The following is a 19,985-nucleotide window of genomic DNA, read 5'->3' on the forward strand; positions in this document are numbered from 1 at the left end:
AAACCCTATCCGGCGGCCGGGCGTGCCGAAGGGCCCCGTCCGTTCCCCCAGCTCTTGAAGAGCAGGGGAGACCCTGATCGGACGGGGCCCTCTGGGTGGCGTGCTTACGCGGGGGTGCTGCCGTGGGTCACACGGCGGAGATCAGTGGTGGCCGTGGCCGCTGGTGATCTCCTTGTACTCCTCCGGGGTCGGCTTCGGGATGACGTTGTCCTCGCCGTAGTAGCTCTTGGAGAGCTTGGCGCGGAGCTTGGTCGTCCGCTTGACCTTCCGCTCGACACCGTTCTCGTCGACCTCCGGGCCGATCTCGAACGGCTTGGGCTGGTCGTGCTGGGTGAGCGTGTGCAGCTGCTCCTGGTTGAGCGGCTCGTGCACCTCGATGAACTCACCGTGCGGCAGCCGCTTGATGATGCCGGACTCGCGTCCGTGCAGCACCTTGTCGCGGTCCCGGCGCTGGAGACCCAGGCAGATCCGCTTGGTGACGATGAAGGCCACCACCGGGCCGACGAAGAAGCCGATCCGGACGAACCAGGTCAGCGAGTTCAGCGACAGGTGGAAGTGGGTGGCCCACAGGTCGTTGCCGCCGCCGATCAGCATGATGAGGTAGGCGGTCAGCCAGGCCACACCGAAGCCGGTACGGGTCGGGGCGTTGCGCGGGCGGTCCAGGATGTGGTGCTCGCGCTTGTCGCCGGTGACCCAGGACTCGACGAACGGGTAGACCGCGATCGCGACCAGCACCAGCGGGAAGATGAGGATCGGGATCAGCACACCGAAGTTGATGGTGTGGCCCCAGATGTCCCACTCCCAGCCGGGCATCACACGGACCAGACCCTCGGCGAAGCCCATGTACCAGTCGGGCTGGGCGCCGGTGGACACCTGGTCGGGCCGGTACGGGCCGATGGCCCAGACCGGGTTGATGCTGGCGACCGCCGCGATCACCGAGATCACGCCGAAGACCAGGAAGAAGAAGCCTCCGGCCTTGGCCATGTAGACCGGCAGCAGCGGCATGCCGACGACGTTCTTGTTGGTCTTGCCGGCACCCGGGAACTGCGTGTGCTTGTGGTAGAAGACCAGGATCAGGTGCGCCACCAGCAGACCCAGCATGATGCCGGGCAGCAGCAGGACGTGCACCGTGAAGAACCTCGGGATGATGTCGTGCCCCGGGAACTCCCCGCCGAAGATGAACATCTGCAGGTACGAGCCGACCAGCGGCATCGCCAGGATGACACCCTCGATGAACCGGACGCCGGTGCCGGAGAGCAGGTCGTCCGGCAGCGAGTAGCCGGTGAAGCCGGTGAACATGCCGAGCACCAGCAGCAGGAAGCCGAACAGCCAGTTGACCTCGCGCGGCTTGCGGAAGGCGCCGGTGAAGAACACCCGCATCATGTGCACCATCATGGCGCCCAGGAAGACCAGGGCCGCCCAGTGGTGGATCTGCCGGATGAGCAGACCGCCGCGCACGTCGAAGCTGATGTCCAGCGTCGACTCGAACGCCTGCGTCATCCGGATCCCGTGCATGGGCACGTACGAGCCGTGGTAGGTCACCTCGGCCATGCTCGGGTGGAAGAACAGCGTCAGGTAGACGCCGGTCAGGATGATGATGATGAAGCTGTAGAGGCAGATCTCACCCAGCATGAAGGACCAGTGGTCCGGGAAGATCTTGCGCATGTTGGACTTGGCGAGGCTGTAGATGCCCAGCCGGCCGTCCGCCCAGTCGGCGATCCGCTCGCCCCGCGGCGCCTGGCCGCGGCGCGTGGTGGTCGCGCTCGTCTCGTTACTCATCCGCGCTCCCAGAAGCTCGGGCCGACGGGCTCCGCGAAGTCGCTGACGGCTTCGAGGAAGCCGTCCTTGACCGTGATGTGCAGCTGCGGCAGGGCGTGTCCGGCGGGGCCGAAGATGACGCGTCCACCGTCGGCCAGGTCGAAGGTCGACTGGTGGCAGGGGCACAGCACGTGGTGCGTCTGCTGCTCGTAGAGGCTGATCGGGCAGCCCACGTGGGTGCAGATCTTCGAGTAGGCGACGATGCCCTCGTGCGACCAGTCCAGTTCCTGCTTGTCCTTGATGTTCTGCGGCTGGATCCGCACGAGCATCAGGGCGTCCTTGGCGATCTTCTGGTTGAACTCGTGGTCGTCCTCCTCCAGGCCCTCGGGCTTGGCAAAGGTCAGCGAGCCGACCGCGATGTCCTCGGGACGCAGCGGGAGGTTGGTCGACTGGTTGACCAGGCGGATGCCCTTCTTCCAGCCGGTCGTACGGAGCTTCTTCTCCGGCAGCGGACCGAGGTCGCGCAGCAGCACCACTCCGGAGAGCGGCACCAGGGCCAGCGCGCCGAACATGGTGTTGCGGACCAGCTTGCGGCGGCCGATCGCGGATTCCTTCGCGCCTGCGCGGAAGTCCTCCATGACCTTGGCCTTGACCTCGGGGGCCGCCTCGATCGGGTGCCGGTCGTCGGCGACCTCCTCGTCCGACATCAGCGTGCGGGCCCAGTGGACCGCGCCCGCGCCGATGCAGAAGAGCGCCACACCGAGCGTCAGGCCGAGCCAGAAGTTCAGCGCGCTGACGTGGCCGAACGGCCAGATGTAGGTGATCTCGTCGACCGGGAAGATCACGTAGGCGGCGATGAAGCCGACCGTCGCGAGCATCGACAGGGTGAAGAGGAAGGCGACCGCGCGCTCGGAGCGCTTGGCGGCCCGCTCGTCGATGTCCTGGATGCGGTGCTCGTGGGGCGGCAGCCCCGGGTCGGCGAACGGGTTGTCCGCCGTCTCGACCGCGCCGCCGTGAGCCGTGTCCCGCTCACCGGGGAGGTTCTTTTCTGGCACGTCTTCGTGTCGTCCAGTCTCACTCATGACTTCTTGGCCTTCGTAGTCCGGGCTGCGACCCAGATGGCGACCGCGATCAGCGCGCCCAGGCCGGCGATCCAACCGAAGAGGCCCTCACTGACCGGGCCGAGACCGCCCAGGCCCAGACCACCGGGGCTGGGGGTGTCGTCGCTGTTGACGGCGCCGAGGTAGGACACGATGTCCTTCTTGTTCTGCGGGGACAGCGAACCGTCACCGAAGGAAGGCATGTTCTGCGGGCCGGTCTCCATGGCCTCGTAGATGTGCTTCGGGTCCACGCCTTCGAGCGTCGGTGCGAACTTGCCGTTGGTCAGGGCGCCGCCCTTACCGGTGAAGTTGTGGCACTGCGCGCAGTTCGTACGGAACAGCTCACCGCCCTTGGCGATGTCCGCGCCGTCCTTGCTGTACTGCTCCTTGCCCGGCACGCTGGGACCGGCACCCAGCGACGCGACGTACGCCGCGAGCTGGTCGATCTCGGCCTGGCTGTAGATGTTCTTCTTCCGCGGCACCTGGGCGCCGGGCTGCTGCGCCGGCATCCGGCCGGTGCCGACCTGGAAGTCGACGGCGGCGGCGCCCACGCCGACCAGGCTCGGGCCGTCGGAGGTGCCCTGACCGCCGGTGCCGTGGCAGCTGGCGCAGCCGACGGCGAAGAGCTTCTTGCCCTCCTTGATGGCAAGAGACTGGGCGGTGTCATCGGCCTGAGCCTTGTCCGCAGGCGCGAACGCGGCGTACAGCCCCCCAGTGACCGCCAGCGCGAAGAGTAGGACGACGAGCGCCGCCAGCGGATGGCGCCGTCGTGCGGAGAGCTTTTTCACGGATTACCCCGGTGTCAGGATCTTCTGCGTCGATGCTTTGGCTATGTCTGTCTGATGCGCGGTCGCGGTGCGGGACCGGTCAGCGGATCAGGTAGATCGTGGCGAAGAGGCCGATCCAGACGACATCGACGAAGTGCCAGTAGTAGGACACGACGATGGCCGCGGTGGCCTGTTCGTGGGTGAACCTCTTGGCCGCGTACGTCCTGCCCAGGACCAGCAGGAAGGCGATGAGACCGCCTGTCACGTGCAGTCCGTGGAAGCCGGTGGTCAGGTAGAACACCGAGCCGTACGGGCCGGACGAGAGCGAGAGGCCCTCTTCCTTGACCAGATCGGTGTACTCGAAGACCTGACCGCCGATGAAGATCGCACCCATGATGAAGGTGATCACGAACCAGGTACGGAGCTTCTTGACATCGCCGCGCTCGGCCGCGAACACGCCGAGCTGGCAGGTCAGTGAGCTGAGCACCAGGATCGTGGTGTTCGTCGCGGAGAACGGAAGATTCAGCGCATCGGCGGATTCCTTCCAATACTCGGTCCCGGTCACCGATCGAAGGGTGAAGTACATCGCGAAGAGGGCCGCGAAGAACATCAGCTCGGAACTCAGCCAGATGATGGTTCCGACGCTGGTGAGGTTCGGCCGATTGACCGACGGGTGCGCGTGCCCGGTTTCTACTGTCGTTGCTGTCGCCACGACCGACATTATGTCGGTCGCTTATCCCGCCCTCACTCCGGGGGGTGCCGTTCGGTGTGTCAAGGGCGTATGCCCTGCTCGTACGGCCCACTCCGGCAGTCGCCCGAAGGGAGGACCCGGGACCCGCCGTACGGCCCCGTGCCCCCGCTCCGACCAGTCCTGACGGGCCGTCGGTCAGATCGTGGATCGTGCCGAACCCTCCTGCGCGCCGCCGTACGAGCAGTAGCATCCGCGCTGGAGGCACTTCCCGGCGGCGGCCGGGCGGAGCCCCGCCCGAAGCCGTACCGCCGAGAAGCGTGGAGGAACGATGCAGGCGACTGCCACGGTGCTGGTCTACAGCGACAACGCCGACACCCGCGAACAGGTACGGCTCGCGACGGGCCGCCGGCCTGCCGCCGACGTGCCGCCGGTGGAGATCGTGGAGTGCGCGACCCTGCCCGCCGTCCTGGCGGCCCTGGAGCAGGGCGGCATCGACGCGTGCGTCCTGGACGGCGAGACGGCGCCCGCGGGCGGTATGGGCGTCTGCCGGCAGATCAAGGACGAGATCTTTCGCTGCCCTCCGGTGCTGCTGCTCATCGGCCGCCCGCAGGACGCCTGGCTGGCGACGTGGAGCCGCGCGGACGCCGCTGTGACGCACCCTGTGGACCCCGTGGAGTTCACGGACGCCCTGGCCGGGCTGCTGCGCCGCAGGCTGCTCACGGAGGCATGAGCGGCCTCCTGAGGGCCCTTCTGAGGGGCCTTCAGGCCTGCGGGCGCAGCCGGGCGGCATTCTCGGGTCCCGGCCGCTGATCCTGCTCACCTGTGGTGCTGGGCTTGTTCTTGTCCAGCGCGCTGCCCTCGCGCCACTGCTTCCACGGCATGTTCCAGTCGCCGAAACCGTTGTCGAAGGGCGTCATGGTCTCGCCGCCGCTGTTGACGACCTTGACGATGTCGCCGACCCGCACGGTGTCGAAGAACCACTTGGCGTTGCCGGTGGACATGCCGGTGCAGCCGTGGCTGACGTTGTCGGCGCCCTGCGACCCCACGGACCAGGGCGCCGCGTGCACGTACTCGCCGCTCCAGGTCACCCGGGTGGCCCAGTAGACCGGCAGGTCGTAGGAGTCCGAGCTGCCCGACGGGATGCCGATGCTCTCCCCCCGCATCCGTACGAAGCCCTCCTTGCCCAGGATGACCTTGGTGCCGTTGCGGGTGGAGTAGCCGGGCTTGCCGGTGGTGACGGGGATGGTGTTGATCTCCTCACCGTTGCGGGTGACCGTCATGGTGTGCGCCGCGGCGTCCGTGACGGCCTCCACCCGGTCCCCCGTACGCAGCTTCACGGGCTTGGCGGCGCCCCCGTACAGCCCGCCGGTGATCTTCAGGCCCTCCAGGTTGCTGCGCACCTCGATGTCGGCGTGCGTGGGCCAGTACTCGCGCGGGCGGAAGTGCAGCGTCTTGCTGTCGACCCAGTGCCAGGAGCCCTCCACCCGCGGGGTGGAGCGGACCTTGAGGGCACCTTCCACGATCGCCCTGGCCTTGGGGTCCTTGACGGGCTTGCTGAGCGCCGCGGTGACGGGCTGGCCGACCCCGTACGTGCCGTTGTCGGGCCCGAGCTTGACGTTCAGCCGGTCGCCGGTGTCCTCGGTGTCGATCTGGAGGACCTTGCGGCCCGGCGCGCCGTCCTCGTCCTCGGTGCTCACCCGCACGGTGTAGCGGGTGCCGGCGGCCAGCGGGACGGTGGTGCGCCACTGCCGGCCGTCGGCGGCCAGTTCGCCCCTGATGTAGCGGCCGGAGGCGTCGGTGGCGGTCACGTCCGTGATCCGGGCCTCGTCACCGGTGGTGGAGACCTCCAGCGGCTTGTCCGGGTCCGCCTTGTGGCCGTCTCCGGGCGCGTTGGCCGAGATCTGCCCGGCGGCGTCGTACGGTGCGGCCGAGAGCGGGTCCGACGACGAACCGCCGCAGGCGGTGGCGCCTGCCGCCAGGGGCGCCAGCAGGAAGGCGCAGCCGAGCGCCGTCCGGTGTCGTGGTCTGTGGCTCATGACCCCAAAGTAGGAAAATCCCCCGGCCGCGGCGCGCTGGAGGACTGCAAACGGGCGGGCCCGGACACCTGGAGAGGTGTCCGGGCCCGCCCGGTGTACGGGAGCCGCCGTTACTGCGTGCGGTTCTCGCCGCCGTAGTACTCGAAGACCCAGCCGAACAGGCCGATCAGGATGACCGGGGCCGAGAAGTACAGCAGCCACCAGCCGAAGACGACGCCCAGGAAGGCCAGCGCGCCGCCGACGCCGAGGGAGAGCGGCTGCCAGCTGTGCGGGCTGAAGAAGCCCAGCTCGCCGGCGTCGTCGGAGACCTCGGCCTCGTCGTTGTCCTGCGCTCCGGCGTCCACCCGGCGCGCGGTGAACGCCAGGTAGTAGCCGATCATGATGCACAGGCCGAAGGCGAGGAACAGCGCGGTGGTGCCCGCCGGCTCCTTCGACCAGACGCCATAGACGATCGCCATGGCGAGGACGAAGACGGAGAGCCAGATGAACATCTTGCCCTGGATCTTCACTTGCCGACCTCCTTGCCGCCGAACAGCGCCGTGTCCTTCTGGCCCTCGTTCTCGACGGCTTCCAGCGCCGCGATCTCAGGGTGGTGCAGATCGAACGCCGGGGATTCGGAGCGGATGCGCGGCAGCGTGAGGAAGTTGTGCCGCGGCGGCGGGCAGGAGGTCGCCCACTCCAGCGAGCGGCCGTAGCCCCACGGGTCGTCGACCTCGACCTTCTTGCCGTACTTGGCCGTCTTCCAGACGTTGTACATGAACGGCAGCATCGACAGGCCCAGCAGGAACGAGGCGATCGTCGAGATCGTGTTCAGCGTGGTGAAGCCGTCCGCGTTCAGGTAGTCCGCGTAACGCCGCGGCATGCCCTCGGCGCCCAGCCAGTGCTGGACGAGGAAGGTGCCGTGGAAGCCGACGAACAGCGTCCAGAACGTGATCTTGCCGAGCCGCTCGTCGAGCATCTTGCCGGTGAACTTCGGCCACCAGAAGTGGAAGCCGGCGAACATCGCGAAGACGACCGTGCCGAAGATGACGTAGTGGAAGTGCGCCACGACGAAGTACGAGTCCGAGACGTGGAAGTCCATCGGCGGCGACGCCAGGATGACGCCGGTCAGACCACCGAAGGTGAAGGTGATCAGGAAGCCGACCGCCCACAGCATCGGTGTCTCGAAGGACAGCGAGCCCTTCCACATCGTGCCGATCCAGTTGAAGAACTTCACACCGGTCGGTACCGCGATGAGGAATGTCATGAACGAGAAGAACGGTAGGAGTACCCCGCCCGTCACGTACATGTGGTGCGCCCACACCGTCACCGAGAGACCCGCGATCGAAATCGTCGCCGCGATCAGACCGATGTAACCGAACATCGGCTTCCGGGAGAAGACCGGAATGACCTCGGAAATGATGCCGAAGAACGGCAGCGCGATGATGTACACCTCGGGGTGGCCGAAGAACCAGAAGAGGTGCTGCCACAGCAATGCGCCGCCATTGGCCGCATCGAATACATGCGCCCCGAATTTACGGTCCGCCTCCAGGGCGAACAGCGCGGCGGCCAGGACCGGGAAGGCCAGCAGGACCAGCACACCGGTCAGCAGGACGTTCCAGGTGAAGATCGGCATCCGGAACATCGTCATGCCGGGAGCGCGCATGCAGATGATCGTGGTGATGAAGTTGACCGAGCCGAGGATCGTACCGAAGCCGGAGAAGGCCAGACCCATGATCCACATGTCGGCGCCGACGCCCGGCGAGCGGACCGCGTCCGACAGCGGCGAGTAGGCGAACCAGCCGAAGTCCGCCGCACCCTGCGGGGTGAGGAAGCCGGCCACCGCGATCAGCGAGCCGAAGAGGTACAGCCAGTACGCGAACATGTTCAGCCGCGGGAACGCCACGTCGGGCGCGCCGATCTGCAGCGGCATGATCCAGTTCGCGAACCCGGAGAACAGCGGCGTCGCGAACATCAGCAGCATGATCGTGCCATGCATCGTGAACGCCTGGTTGAACTGCTCGTTCGACATGATCTGCGTGCCGGGACGAGCGAGCTCGGCGCGCATCAGCAGCGCCATCAGGCCGCCGATGCAGAAGAACGCGAACGAGGTGACCAGGTAGAGCGTACCGATGGTCTTGTGGTCAGTGGTCGTCAGCCAGCTCACCACGACGGAGCCGGGAGACTTCTTTCGGGCGGGTGGTGCTGCCGGAGCCGTTGCGGCGGCGGCACCCTGAGGTTCGTTGAGGATGCTCACTTGTTGTTGGTCTCCGCGTTCCTGGCGTGATCCGTCTGCTTGATGCCCGACGGCAGGTAACCGGTCTGGCCCTTCTTCGCCAGGTCCTTCAGGTGCTCCCGGTACTTCTCGGGGGAGACGACCTTGACGTTGAAGAGCATCCGGGAGTGGTCGACGCCGCAGAGCTCGGCGCACTTGCCCATGAAGGTGCCCTCCTTGTTGGGGGTCACCTCGAAGACGTTGGTGTGGCCGGGAATGACGTCCTGCTTCATCAGGAACGGCACCACCCAGAACGAGTGGATGACATCACGCGACGTCAGGACGAACTGAACCGTCTCGCCCTTGGGCAGCCACAGGGTCGGACCCGGGTTGCCGGTCTGCGGGTTCCGCGTTCCCGGAATGCCCTCGTCGTACACGCCGTCGGCGCCGGCGGGGACATTCTTCTTCCACTTGCGCGGGATCGCGTCGAGTTCCTTGGAGTTGATGTTCGTGGTGTCGGGCTTGCCGTCCACGTTCTCCAGGTAGTTGAACGCCCAGCTCCACTGATAGCCCACCACGTTGATGACGTGGTCGGGCTTCTTCGAAGTCTTGAGGAGTTCGCTCTCATCGCGCGCGGTGAAGTAGAAGAGCACCGCGATGATGATGAACGGAACGATGGTGTACAACGCCTCGATGGGCATGTTGTACCGCGTCTGTGCGGGGACCTCCACCTTGGTCCGGCTGCGGCGGTGGAAGATCCAGCTCCAGATGATCAGGCCCCACACCAGCACGCCCACTGCGAGGGCGGCGGCCCAGGAGCCCTGCCAAAGGGAGAGGATCCGCGGCGCCTCTTCAGTAGCCGGATTGGGCATGCCGAGGTTGGGAAAGTCCTTGTATGTGCAACCGGTCGCGGTTGCCAGGACCAGTCCCGCAGCCAGCACCTGCGGCAGCTTCCGCCGCATCGGGCGCCGCGACGAGCGGTCGGAGCCGTTGGGACTCACGTAGCGCCTTCCCGAGAGTCTCGCCCGCGAGACCGGCTGCGGCCGTCTCGCTGGTCGGTCGCCGGCCCTGGCACGGGCAGGGGTTTGGATGTTTATGCGGACCAAACCCTACTGGACGCTATTTGGGGTCGCGCGGGGAGGGTGCCCAACGCGCCGCACCGCTCCCCGAAGGGGTGGCTGCGGCATCCGGGGGAAGCCCCCGGAGCCCCGGAATGCCGGGCTCCGGCAGCCATCTGACGCCACGCCCGGACACGCGTACGACGCGCTAGCGTCTGTGGCGTGTCCTACTTCGATGCCGCCTCGGCCGTTCCGCTGCACCCGGTCGCCCGGGAAGCCCTGCTCGCCTCCTTCGACGAGGGCTGGGCCGATCCGGCGCGCCCCTACCGGGAGGGCCGCCGCGCCCGGCTCCTGCTGGACGCCGCGCGGGAGGCCGCGGCGGAGGCCGTCGGCTGCCGCCCCGACGAGCTCGTTTTCACTCCATCGGGGACGCAGGCGGTGCATTCGGCCATGTCCGGCACGCTCGCCGCGCGTCGGCGTGTCGGCCGCCATCTGGTCCACTCCGCGGTGGAGCACTCCTCCGTGCTGCACGCCGCCGCGGCCCACGAGGCGGCGGGCGGCACGGTGACCGAGGTCGGCGTGGACCGTACGGGCCGGGTGGCCGCCGGGGACCTCGCCGCCGCGCTGCGCCCGGACACCGCGCTGGCGGCCCTGCAGTCCGCGAACCACGAGGTGGGCACCGAGCAGCCGGTGGAGGAGGCCGCCGCGGCCTGCCGGGAGGCGGGCGTACCGCTGCTGGTGGACGCCGCCCAGTCGCTTCCCTGGGGGCCGGTCGGCGGCGCCTGGTCGCTGCTGACGGCCAGCGCGCACAAGTGGGGCGGCCCGCCGGGCGTGGGGCTGCTGGCCGTCCGCAAGGGCACCCGGTTCGCGCCGCAGGGCCCCCAGGACGAGCGGGAGTCCGGCCGGGTGCCGGGCTTCGGGAACCTGCCCGCGGTGGTCGCGGCGGCGGCGTCGCTGCGCGCCGTGCGGGCGGAGGCGGCGGCCGAGGCGGTACGGCTGCGGGAGCTGGTGGACCGTGTCCGCGCGCGGGTGGCCGAAGCGGTGCCGGACACCGAGGTCGTCGGCGACCCCGTGCGCCGGCTCCCCCACCTGGTCACCTTCTCGTGTCTCTATGTCGACGGGGAGACCCTGCTGCACGCGCTGGACCGGGCGGGCTTCTCCGTCTCGTCCGGCTCGTCCTGCACGTCCAGCACCCTGACGCCGAGCCATGTGCTGCGGGCGATGGGCGTGCTGTCGGAGGGCAACATCCGGGTGTCGCTGCCCGCGGGCACCGCCGGGGCCGACGTGGACCGCTTCCTGGAGGTCCTGCCGGAGGCGGTCCGCTCCGTACGGGAGAAGCTGGGCGCCCCGGCGGCCGCGCGGCCGGAAGCCGACCTCTCCCCCGCCGCCGAAGACGAAGCCGCGGAACATGTCGTGGACGCCCTCGGCAAGCGCTGCCCGGTGCCCGTCATCGAGCTGGCGAAGGTGATCGGCGACGTGCCGGTGGGCGCCACGCTGACCGTCCTGGCGGACGACGAGGCGGCGCGGCTGGACATTCCCGCGTGGTGCGGGATGCGGGGGCAGGAGTACGTGGGCGAGCGGGCGGCCGGGCGGGGCACCGCGTACGTGGTGCGGCGCCTCGTGTGACCGGAACCGGGCCGAAACCCGGGGCCGGGACGGAGCCGGGCCGGGCACGGGACGCAACCGGGGCGGCGGGCCTGATCGACCCACCACCCCGCACGGCAGCCCGGTCAGGCCAGGTGGCCCCGGATGTCGGCGGCCGCGTCGTGTCCGTACGCCTTGGTGAAGCGGTCCATGAAGTGGCTGCGGTGCAGCTCGTACTCCTGGGTGCCGACGGTCTCGATGACCAGCGTCGCCAGCATGCAGCCGACCTGCGCGGCCCGCTCCAGGCCGACGCCCCAGGAGAGACCGGACAGGAAGCCGGCGCGGAACGCGTCGCCCACGCCGGTCGGGTCGGCCTTGGCCTTCTCCTCGGCGGTGCCGACGACGATGTCCGGCTCGCCGGCCCGCTCGATGCGGACGCCGTCGGCGCCCAGCGTCGTCACCCGGGTGCCGACCTTGGCCAGGATCTCCTCGGCGGTCCAGCCCGTCTTGGACTCGATGAGGCTCGCCTCGTACGCGTTGTTGAACAGGTAGGCGGCACCGTCCATGAGGGTGCGGATGCCGTCGCCGTCCATCCGGGCGATCTGCTGGGAGAAGTCGGCCGCGAAGGGGATGCCGCGGGTACGGCACTCCTCGGTGTGACGGACCATGGCCTCCGGGTCGTCCGCGCCGATCAGGACGAGGTCGAGGCCGCCGACGCGCTCGGCGACGGCGTGCAGCTCGATCAGCCGCGCCTCGCTCATCGCGCCGGTGTAGAAGGAGCCGATCTGGTTGTGGTCGGCGTCGGTGGTGCACACGAAGCGGGCGGTGTGCTTGACCTCGGAGATGCGGACCGAGCGGGTGTCCACACCGTGCCGGTCGAGCCAGGCCCGGTACTCCTCGAAGTCGTTGCCGGCGGCGCCGACCAGGATCGGCGCGGTGCCGAGCTGGCCCATGCCGTAGCAGATGTTGGGGCCCACGCCCCCGCGCCGGACGTCGAGTTCGTCGACCAGGAAGGAGAGGGAGATCGTGTGCAACTGGTCGGCGACCAGCTGATCGGCGAAACGGCCGGGGAAGGTCATCAGGTGGTCGGTGGCGATGGAGCCGGTGACTGCGATACGCACGACGGGTCTGCTCCTGCGGGAGGCGGAAGGACGAGGCGGACGTTGGTCAACGGTACCGGCTGTCCTGATCTCGGCCCACCAGCAGAAACTACCCAATAGTAGGGCTTTCTTCGCGCGATGCGGGATGCATACGGTGCGTGTATGACCAAGTATGTGAAGGGCGTCACACCGCATTCGTCCGCAGTTCGTCCCACGCTCGAACCGGAATCCATGGCTCAGCTGCTGGGCGACTGCGCGCGGATGGCACCGCACTGGCGCAGCGGCCGCCAGGTACCGGCGCCGCCCGCCCGCGAACTGCACGGGATCAGCGTGCCCGCCTCCTCCGCGGCCCTGGTCAGGGGCATGTCCGAGTACGGGGACTGAGCGCCCTCCCGGGCCCGGCCGCCGGGCCCGGGGAACCGCGGACGCACCGGCTCCGTCCAACCCGCGTCCTCCCCACGGAGGAGGACGCGTCAGTTGTTCAGCGGAGCCGAAGGAGCGATGCGGTGAGCACCGAGGACACTCCCCCCGCGGCCGGCGGGGAGAATTCCAGCGACCACAGCCCGGAGACGACCGCCCGGCGCCGGCGCAGCCCGCTGATCGCGGCCTCGGTGGCCGCGGCGGTGCTGCTGGCCGGCGGCGGCGCGGCCTACTGGGCCTCCAGCACCTCCGGTGGCGGGGAGAGCGGTACCGGCGCGCGTCCGGAAGGCGGCCCGCCGCCGCTCGCCCTGGACGGTCACGCGCAGGAGACGGGCTCGCGCAGCGGAATCGCGCCCGGCGAGCCCGACCCGCAGGGCGCGGGTTACCGGGCCGCGGCCAAACTGCCCGAGGGCCCCTCCTCGGCGCCGGTCTACCAGCCGCGCGGCGAGGTCTCCCAGGAAGCCGTGGCCCGGCTGGCGAAGGCCCTGGACCTGCCCGGCAAGGTGCGTTCGGACGGCGACTCCTGGAAGGTGGGCGGCCTGACGCGGGACGCGCGCAGCCCCGTGCTGGAGGTGGCCAAGGGCGGTTCGGGCGCGTGGACGTACTCGCAGTACGGCACGCCCGGCGGGACCGGCTGCGCGGAGACCGCGCCGAAGGGCGGCGGCAGCGGCTCGCAGGCGAGCGGGCCCGGCTGCCCGGGCGGCGACACCTCCGCCCAGAACGACAGCGGCACGAAGGACGCCGCCTCCCCGGAGAAGGCGAAGCAGGCGGCGCAGCCGGTGCTGGAGGCGCTCGGCCAGAAGGACGCCGAGCTGGACGCGAGCGGCCTGTCCGGCGCGGTACGGACCGTCAGCGCCAACCCGGTGATCGGCGGGCTGCCCACGTACGGCTGGCAGAGCGAGATCCGGGTCGGCTCGGACGGCCAGGTCGTCGGCGGCAGCGGCCAGTTGGCCCGGCCGGTCAAGGGCGACACGTACCCGGTGCAGAGCGCCGGGAAGACGCTGGAGCGGCTCAACGCCGCGCACCGCGGCGCGAACTCCGGCTCCGGCGGGTGCGCGACGGCCGAGCCGCAGAAGAAGCAGGGCACCGACGCCGCGAACGTCGAGCCGTGCGCGGACAACGCCGCCGCGCGCAAGCCCGCCGACGTGACCGGCGCGGTCTTCGGCCTCTCGGCCCAGTACGTCAACGGCCGTCAGGCGCTGGTCCCCTCGTGGCTCTACAAGGTCCAGCGGACCGGCGGCGGTACGGTCACGCACCCCGCCGTCGACCCGAAGTACGTCAAGAACGGTGACGGCGGCGCCCCGTCCGACCCCGCCCAGCCGCCCGGCAGCGGCCGGCCGTCGGGGCCGTCGGGCAGGGCCGGGGCGATGGGCCTGGAGTCGTACGAGGTCAGCGCGGACGGCAAGTCGCTGAAGCTGCACTTCTGGGGCGGCGTGTGCAGCACGTACTCGGCGACCGCCGAGCAGACCGGCAAGAGCGTCAAGGCCGAGGTCATCGGCAAGGAGAAGAAGCCGAACCAGATCTGCGTGAAGATGGCGAAGCAGTTCACGCGGACGGTGCCGCTGGAGCAGCCGCTGGCCGGGCGGGACGTGATCGACGCGTCGACGGGCAAGGAGGTGCCGGCGAAGTAGCCGTAGGCACGCCGGGCACGGATACGACGACGGCGGCGCCCCCTGCGAAGGGGGCGCCGCCGTCGTACGTCCTGCCGTCCGTCCTGCACCGGCTCCGCCGGCGTCACCGACGGATCAGCTGAAGGAGTCGCCGCAGGCGCAGGAGCCCGTGGCGTTCGGGTTGTCGATCGTGAAGCCCTGCTTCTCGATGGTGTCGACGAAGTCGATGGAGGCGCCGCCCAGGTACGGGGCGCTCATCCGGTCGGTGACGACCTTGACGCCGTCGAAGTCCTTGACGACATCGCCGTCCAGCGACCGCTCGTCGAAGAAGAGCTGGTAGCGCAGTCCGGAGCAGCCGCCGGGCTGGACAGCCACCCGCAGCGCGAGGTCGTCGCGGCCTTCCTGCTCCAGCAGGGCCTTCACCTTCGACGCGGCCGCGTCGGACAGGATGATGCCGTCGCTGACGGTGGTCTCGTCCTGAACGCTCATCTAGATCTCTCCCGGGTTGGTACGGACCGCTTGCCCTCGGCTGCAACCGACGGGGCCCGGAATTCATTCCGGCTGGCGCGACGTGTTCTCGTTCTTTCGTCTTTCATGCTCGCACACTGCGCATCCGTCGCGGGCGGCCCGGGCGCGGGGATGCGTCACATCGACGCGATGCCCATCGTCAAAGTGACGTGAAGCGGTTATGATAGATAGCGTCAAATAGACGAAAAGGGTTCCGGTGCCCGCGCCGGCCCTCGGTACGGCCCCTGTCGGCCGTACTCAGACGAAAAGAGAGGGTGCGTGTCGTGACCACCGCCCAACCCCTGGACGTCCAGCCGACCCCGCTCGCGCTGCTCCTCCTCGGCCGCGAGGCCGACCCCAAGAGCGAGCGCGGCGTGGACTGCCCCGGCGACCTGCCGGCCCCGTCCGACCCCGGTCTCGTCGAGCGGGCCCGGGCCGCCAAGGCGAAGCTCGGCGAGAAGGTCTTCGTCCTCGGGCACCACTACCAGCGCGACGAGGTCATCGAGTTCGCGGACGTGACCGGCGACTCCTTCAAGCTGGCGCGCGACGCGGCCGCCCGCCCCGACGCCGAGTACATCGTCTTCTGCGGCGTCCACTTCATGGCCGAGTCCGCCGACATCCTGACCTCCGACGACCAGCAGGTCGTCCTGCCCGACCTGGCCGCCGGCTGCTCCATGGCCGACATGGCCACGGCCGAGCAGGTCGCGGAGTGCTGGGACGTGCTCACCGAGGCCGGCGTGGCCGGGCAGGTCGTCCCGGTCTCGTACATGAACTCCTCCGCCGACATCAAGGCCTTCACCGGCAAGCACGGCGGCACCATCTGCACCTCCTCCAACGCCAAGCGCGCGCTGGACTGGGCCTTCGAACAGGGCGAGAAGGTCCTGTTCCTGCCCGACCAGCACCTGGGCCGCAACACCGCCGTACGCGACATGGGCATGTCCCTGGACGACTGCGTCGTCTACAACCCCCACAAGCCGAACGGCGGCCTCACCGCCGAGCAGCTCCGCGCCGCCAAGATGATCCTCTGGCGGGGCCATTGCTCCGTCCACGGCCGGTTCTCGCTCGAATCCGTCGAGGACGTCCGCGCCCGCATACCCGGCGTCAACGTCCTCGTCCACCCCGAGTGCAAGCACGAGGTCGTCGCCGCCGCCGACCACGTGGGCTCCACGGAATACATCATCAAGGCTCTGGAGGCCGCCCCGCCCGGCTCCAAGTGGGCCATCGGCACCGAACTGAACCTCGTCCGCCGCCTGGCCAACCGCTTCGCCGCCGAGGACAAGGAGATCGTCTTCCTCGACAAGACGGTCTGCTTCTGCTCCACCATGAACCGCATCGACCTCCCCCACCTGGTCTGGGCCCTGGAATCCCTGGCCGAGGGCAAGGTCGTCAACCGCATCCAGGTCGACAGCGAAACGGAGAGCTTCGCGAAGCTGGCGTTGGAGCGGATGCTGGCGCTGCCGTAGCGCGCCTTGGGTGCGCAGCCCCACGGCCACGTGGGGCTGTGCGCCGCCCGGCACCCGGGGTCAGGGCACGAGGCTGCCGAGGCCGATGTCGACGGGGAACGGGACGGAGACCTTCAGTCGGCCCCGGCGAACGCCGGTGGCCGCATAGGCGCCCGTCATGCCGTCGAGCTCGTAGGTGTGCACGGCGGGGACTCCGCCCCCGTCCTCGATGCGCCAGAAGTGGGCGATCTTGGCCTGTGCGTACTTGAAGGGCTTCAGTGACCTGTCGTCCGCGGATTCCTCCGAGACGACTTCGACGACCAGGTCAACGTCTTCGGGCGCGTACGCGACAGCCCCACGGCCCCATACTCACCTTCCCGACCACCGCCTGGACCGCGTTCTCGCAGCGCTCAAGACGGCCTGACGCGCAGCTCAGCCCGTCCCCGAGACCTCCTGGGACGGGCTGAGCCGTGTGCGGCGGAAGGGTCAGACCCCCGCCGCCTCCGGCGTCCGGGTTTCCTCCGTGGACTCGCTCCGCTTCGCCGCCCGCTTGGCCGCGCGCCGTTCCTTGCGGAGTTCGATCATCGCGTACAGCGTCGGTACGAGCAGCAGCGTCAGAAGCGTCGACGTGATCAGGCCGCCGATGACGACCACGGCCAGCGGCTGGGAGATGAAGCCGCCGTCGCCGGTGATGGAGAGGGCCATCGGGAGCAGGGCCATGATCGTGGCGAGGGCCGTCATCAGGATCGGGCGGAGGCGGTGGCGGCCGCCCTCGATGACGGCTTCCACCACGCCGTAACCCTGCGACCGGTACTGGTTGATCAAGTCGATCAGCACGATCGCGTTGGTGACGACGATGCCGATGAGCATCAGCATGCCGATCATCGCCGGGACGCCCATCGGGGTGCCCGTCGTGACCAGCAGGCCGATCGCGCCGGTCGCCGCGAAGGGGATCGAGATGAGCAGGATCAGCGGCTGGACGAGGGACCGGAAGGTGCCGACCAGCAGCATGAAGACGATCGCGATGGCGGCGAGCATGGCCAGGCCGAGCGAGGAGAACGCGTCGGACTGGTCGGCGGAGACGCCGCCGATCTCGGCGGTGGCGCCCTCCGGCAGCTTCAGGTCCTTGATCTTGGACTGGAGCTGGGCGGTGACCGCGCCGGTGTTGTCGCCGGTCGGCTTGGCGGTGACGGTGGCGGACCGGGCGCCGTCGATGCGGGTGCTCTGGACGGGCCCCGCGACCGTACGGATCGTGGCGAGGTCGCCGAGCTGGGCCGGGCCGGCCGGGGTCGGGACGGGGAGGGCGCGCAGCGCCGCCTCGGAGGTGACCGGATGGGCGGACTTGACGACCACGTCCCGCTCGGTGTCGCCGATCATCGCCTTGCCGCTGGTGGTGCCACGTACCGCCTGGGCGACGACCTGGCCGAGGGCGGCCTGGCTGTAACCGGCGGCCGCCGCCTTCTCGTTGGCCTGGACGGAGATGCGGGGCACGCTCTGCGCGAGGTCGCTCTGCACGTCGGTGACGTGGTCGAGCCCGGCGACGGCGGCCCGTACCTGCTCGGACGCCTTCTTCAGCACGTCCGCGTCGGCGGCCTTGACCACGACGCTCAGGTCCTGGTTGCCGAAGCCGCCACCGCCGGACGAGACGGTCGTCTCGCCGATGTCCTTGCCGAGCTTGTCGAGTGCGGCGCGGAGCTTGTCGGTGACCTTCCCGGAGTCCGCCGCGTCCTTCAGCTTCAGCTGATACGTGGCCTGGTTGGCGCCGCTGCCGCCCCCGAAGGCGGCCATGAAGCCGGAGGAACCGACGGTGACCTGGTAGTCCTCGACCTCGTCGAGGCCGCCGAGGATCTTCTCGACGCGCTTCGCCTGCGCGTCGGCGGCCGTCAGGCTCGTACCGGGCTTCAGTTCCTGCTTGACGCTGAGGGTGTCCTGGTCGCCCTGGTCGAAGAAGTTGGTCTTGAGGAGGGGGGCCATGCCGAAGGTGCCGAGGAGGACGACGACGGCGATGACGACGCTGGTCACCCGGCGGCGGGTGGCGAAGCGCAGTACGGGCACGTACAGACGCTGGAGCGGGCTGCCGCTCTCCTTGGCCTCGGCGGCCCGGCGCAGTTCCTCGGGGTCGGTGCCCTCGGGTATCTCCGGGGCGCGCAGGAACCAGTAGGAGAGGACCGGGACGACGGTCAGGGAGACGAGGAGGGAGGCGAGGAGGGCGACCGTGACGGTGATGGAGAAGGACCCGAACAGGGCGCCGACCATGCCGCCGACCACGCCGATGGGCAGGAAGACCGCCACCGTGGTCAGGGTGGAGGAGGTGATCGCGCCGGACACCTCGCGGACCGCGGTCAGGATCGCCGCGCGGCGTTCCTCGCCGTAGCCGAGGTGGCGTTTGATGTTCTCCAGGACGACGATCGAGTCGTCCACGACGCGTCCGATGGCGATGGTCAGCGCGCCGAGGGTGAGCATGTTCAGCGACAGGTCGCCGGTCCACAGCACGATCAGCGTGATGACGACGGACAGCGGGATGGAGACCGCGGTGACCAGCGTCGAGCGCAGGCTGAGCAGGAAGACCAGGATCACGATCACGGCCATGACCAGGCCGAGCAGTCCTTCGGTGGTCAGCGACTCGATGGACTTGGAGACCGCCGGGCCCTGGTCGGAGACGACCGTGACCTCGGTGCCCTTGCCGAGCGCCGTACGGATCTCCGGCAGCTTGTCCCGGACGGCCTCGGAGATGTCGACGGCGCTGCCGTCCTGGCCCATGGTCACCATGACGGCCAGGCTGGGCTTGCCGTTGGTGCGGGTCAGGGAGGTGGGGGTGGCCGCCTCTTCCTTGACGGTGGCCACGTCTCCGAGGCGTACCGGCTTGCCCGCCGCGGCGCCCCCGGAGCCGCCCGTGCCGCCGGACCCGCCGGGGCCCGCCGCCGGGGTGAGGGGCAGGTCGCGGATCTGCTGCACGGAGGTGAAGCCGGAGCCGACCTGGACGGTGTTGCTGCGGCCCTTCTCGGCGAACGAACCGGCGGGCACGGACGCGCCGCCCGCCTCCAGGGCCTGGCCCAGCGCCGCGGCCGTCGTCCCGGCCTGCGCGAGCTTGGCGTCGTCGGGCGTGACGGCGACGACGCGGTCCCGGACGCCGTCCACGGTGACCTGGCCGACGCCGTCGATGTTCTTCAGGCCGGGCACCACGCTGCGGTCGAGCCGGTCGGCCAGCGCCTGGTCGCCCTTGCCGCCGGACACGGCGAGCACGACGGCCGGGATGTCGTCCGTCGAACCGGCCACGACCTGCGGGTCCACGTCCTTCGGCAGCTTGGCCCTGGACCGGTTGACGGCCTGCTGCACGTCGGCGACCAGCCGCTTGGAGTCGTTGCCGTAGTCGAACTGGGCCATGATGACGGCCGAGCCCTCGCTCGCCGTCGAGGTGACGCCCTTGATGCCGTCGACCGCCTGGATTCCGTCCTCCAGCGGTTCGATCACCTGCTTCTCGACGACGTCGGGCGAGGCACCCTGGTAGGGCGCCAGCACGGACACCATGGGCAGTTCGATGGTGGGCAGGAGCTGCTGTTTGAGCTGGGGGATCGCGATGGCGCCGAAGGCGATCGCGACGATCGACATCAGCGCTACCAGGCCCCGTTGTACGAGGCTGAGGCGGGACAGCCAGGACATGGGTGGGGTCTCTCTTCTGTTCTGTACGGCGTTCCGGCGGGTCTGCACGGCGTTCCGG

16 protein-coding genes and 1 pseudogene are annotated in these 19,985 nt (G+C 69.5%); 5 read left to right on the forward strand and 12 right to left on the reverse strand.

All coding sequences use genetic code 11. The features are described 5' to 3' along the window. Nucleotides 1-141 precede the first annotated feature (141 nt). The 4 genes from AB0A97_RS01870 to AB0A97_RS01885 all read right to left on the reverse strand — a co-directional run bounded on the left by AB0A97_RS01870 (nt 142) and on the right by AB0A97_RS01885 (nt 4,346). Entirely contained in the window at nt 142-1,779 is a 1,638-nt protein-coding gene (locus AB0A97_RS01870; RefSeq protein ID WP_361143056.1) for a ubiquinol-cytochrome c reductase cytochrome b subunit, read from the reverse strand. After that, entirely contained in the window at nt 1,776-2,840 is a 1,065-nt protein-coding gene (locus AB0A97_RS01875; protein ID WP_238783199.1) for a Rieske (2Fe-2S) protein, read from the reverse strand. Before AB0A97_RS01875 ends, AB0A97_RS01870 begins: the two co-directional genes overlap by 4 nt. After that, nucleotides 2,837-3,646 (reverse strand): c-type cytochrome, encoded by an 810-nt coding sequence (locus AB0A97_RS01880; RefSeq protein ID WP_030020851.1) that lies wholly within the window; start codon nt 3,644-3,646, stop codon nt 2,837-2,839. Before AB0A97_RS01880 ends, AB0A97_RS01875 begins: the two co-directional genes overlap by 4 nt. A 79-nt stretch (nt 3,647-3,725) precedes the next feature. Further along, a complete protein-coding gene (locus AB0A97_RS01885) occupies nt 3,726-4,346 on the reverse strand; it encodes a heme-copper oxidase subunit III (protein WP_030020850.1) in 621 nt (206 codons plus the stop codon). Nucleotides 4,347-4,644: 298 nt separating this feature from the next. Here AB0A97_RS01885 and AB0A97_RS01890 point away from each other — a divergent pair, with 298 nt between their 5' ends. Next, nucleotides 4,645-5,046: a hypothetical protein gene (locus AB0A97_RS01890; protein ID WP_031004098.1), complete on the forward strand. Its 402-nt coding sequence runs from the start codon at nt 4,645-4,647 to the stop codon at nt 5,044-5,046. Nucleotides 5,047-5,077: 31 nt separating this feature from the next. Here AB0A97_RS01890 and AB0A97_RS01895 read toward each other — a convergent pair whose 3' ends face one another. The 4 genes from AB0A97_RS01895 to coxB form a co-directional block, all read right to left on the reverse strand. Further along, nucleotides 5,078-6,352 carry an Ig-like domain-containing protein gene (locus AB0A97_RS01895; RefSeq protein WP_361143061.1) on the reverse strand — a complete coding sequence of 425 codons (1,275 nt, stop codon included), beginning with the start codon at nt 6,350-6,352 and terminating at the stop codon, nt 5,078-5,080. 110 nt (nt 6,353-6,462) lie between these two features. Then, nucleotides 6,463-6,861, reverse strand: a complete 399-nt coding sequence (locus AB0A97_RS01900) for a cytochrome c oxidase subunit 4 (protein WP_361143063.1) — start codon at nt 6,859-6,861, stop codon at nt 6,463-6,465. Beyond that, nucleotides 6,858-8,588, reverse strand: a complete 1,731-nt coding sequence (gene ctaD / locus AB0A97_RS01905) for a cytochrome c oxidase subunit I (RefSeq protein ID WP_125047521.1) — start codon at nt 8,586-8,588, stop codon at nt 6,858-6,860. Before ctaD ends, AB0A97_RS01900 begins: the two co-directional genes overlap by 4 nt. Continuing rightward, entirely contained in the window at nt 8,585-9,547 is a 963-nt protein-coding gene (gene coxB, locus AB0A97_RS01910) for a cytochrome c oxidase subunit II (RefSeq protein WP_361143067.1), read from the reverse strand. Before coxB ends, ctaD begins: the two co-directional genes overlap by 4 nt. 279 nt (nt 9,548-9,826) lie before the next feature. Here coxB and AB0A97_RS01915 point away from each other — a divergent pair, with 279 nt between their 5' ends. After that, nucleotides 9,827-11,230, forward strand: a complete 1,404-nt coding sequence (locus AB0A97_RS01915; RefSeq protein ID WP_361143070.1) for an aminotransferase class V-fold PLP-dependent enzyme — start codon at nt 9,827-9,829, stop codon at nt 11,228-11,230. A 104-nt stretch (nt 11,231-11,334) separates the two neighbouring features. On the opposite strand, the gene AB0A97_RS01920 is transcribed toward AB0A97_RS01915, so the two are convergent. Further along, nucleotides 11,335-12,309, reverse strand: coding sequence for a carbohydrate kinase family protein (locus AB0A97_RS01920; RefSeq protein ID WP_361143073.1), 975 nt, complete (start codon nt 12,307-12,309; stop codon nt 11,335-11,337). Nucleotides 12,310-12,450: 141 nt separating this feature from the next. Between AB0A97_RS01920 and AB0A97_RS01925 the strand changes: the two genes are divergently transcribed. Together AB0A97_RS01925 and AB0A97_RS01930 are read left to right on the forward strand one after the other, a co-directional pair. Beyond that, on the forward strand, nt 12,451-12,672 hold the full coding sequence (locus AB0A97_RS01925; RefSeq protein ID WP_361143076.1) for a hypothetical protein: 222 nt from the start codon (nt 12,451-12,453) through the stop codon (nt 12,670-12,672). A gap of 122 nt (nt 12,673-12,794) precedes the next feature. Further along, nucleotides 12,795-14,339 carry a hypothetical protein gene (locus AB0A97_RS01930; protein ID WP_361143079.1) on the forward strand — a complete coding sequence of 515 codons (1,545 nt, stop codon included), beginning with the start codon at nt 12,795-12,797 and terminating at the stop codon, nt 14,337-14,339. Between the two features lie 114 nt (nt 14,340-14,453). Here AB0A97_RS01930 and AB0A97_RS01935 read toward each other — a convergent pair whose 3' ends face one another. Further along, on the reverse strand, nt 14,454-14,807 hold the full coding sequence (locus AB0A97_RS01935) for an iron-sulfur cluster assembly accessory protein (RefSeq protein ID WP_031004115.1): 354 nt from the start codon (nt 14,805-14,807) through the stop codon (nt 14,454-14,456). A 293-nt stretch (nt 14,808-15,100) separates the two neighbouring features. Between AB0A97_RS01935 and nadA the strand changes: the two genes are divergently transcribed. Continuing rightward, entirely contained in the window at nt 15,101-16,288 is a 1,188-nt protein-coding gene (gene nadA, locus AB0A97_RS01940) for a quinolinate synthase NadA (protein ID WP_361143081.1), read from the forward strand. Between the two features lie 60 nt (nt 16,289-16,348). Here nadA and AB0A97_RS01945 read toward each other — a convergent pair. Beyond that, nucleotides 16,349-16,600 (reverse strand): annotated as a pseudogene (locus AB0A97_RS01945) (Uma2 family endonuclease); the annotation flags it as partial. Between the two features lie 153 nt (nt 16,601-16,753). After that, the gene (locus AB0A97_RS01950) at nt 16,754-19,927 is read right to left on the reverse strand and encodes an efflux RND transporter permease subunit (protein ID WP_361145166.1); all 3,174 of its coding nucleotides are present in this window, start codon (nt 19,925-19,927) and stop codon (nt 16,754-16,756) included. Between the last annotated feature and the right edge of the window lie 58 nt (nt 19,928-19,985).

The organism is Streptomyces sp. NPDC045470 (genome assembly GCF_040646595.1).
Classification (GTDB): Bacteria; Actinomycetota; Actinomycetes; order Streptomycetales; family Streptomycetaceae; genus Streptomyces.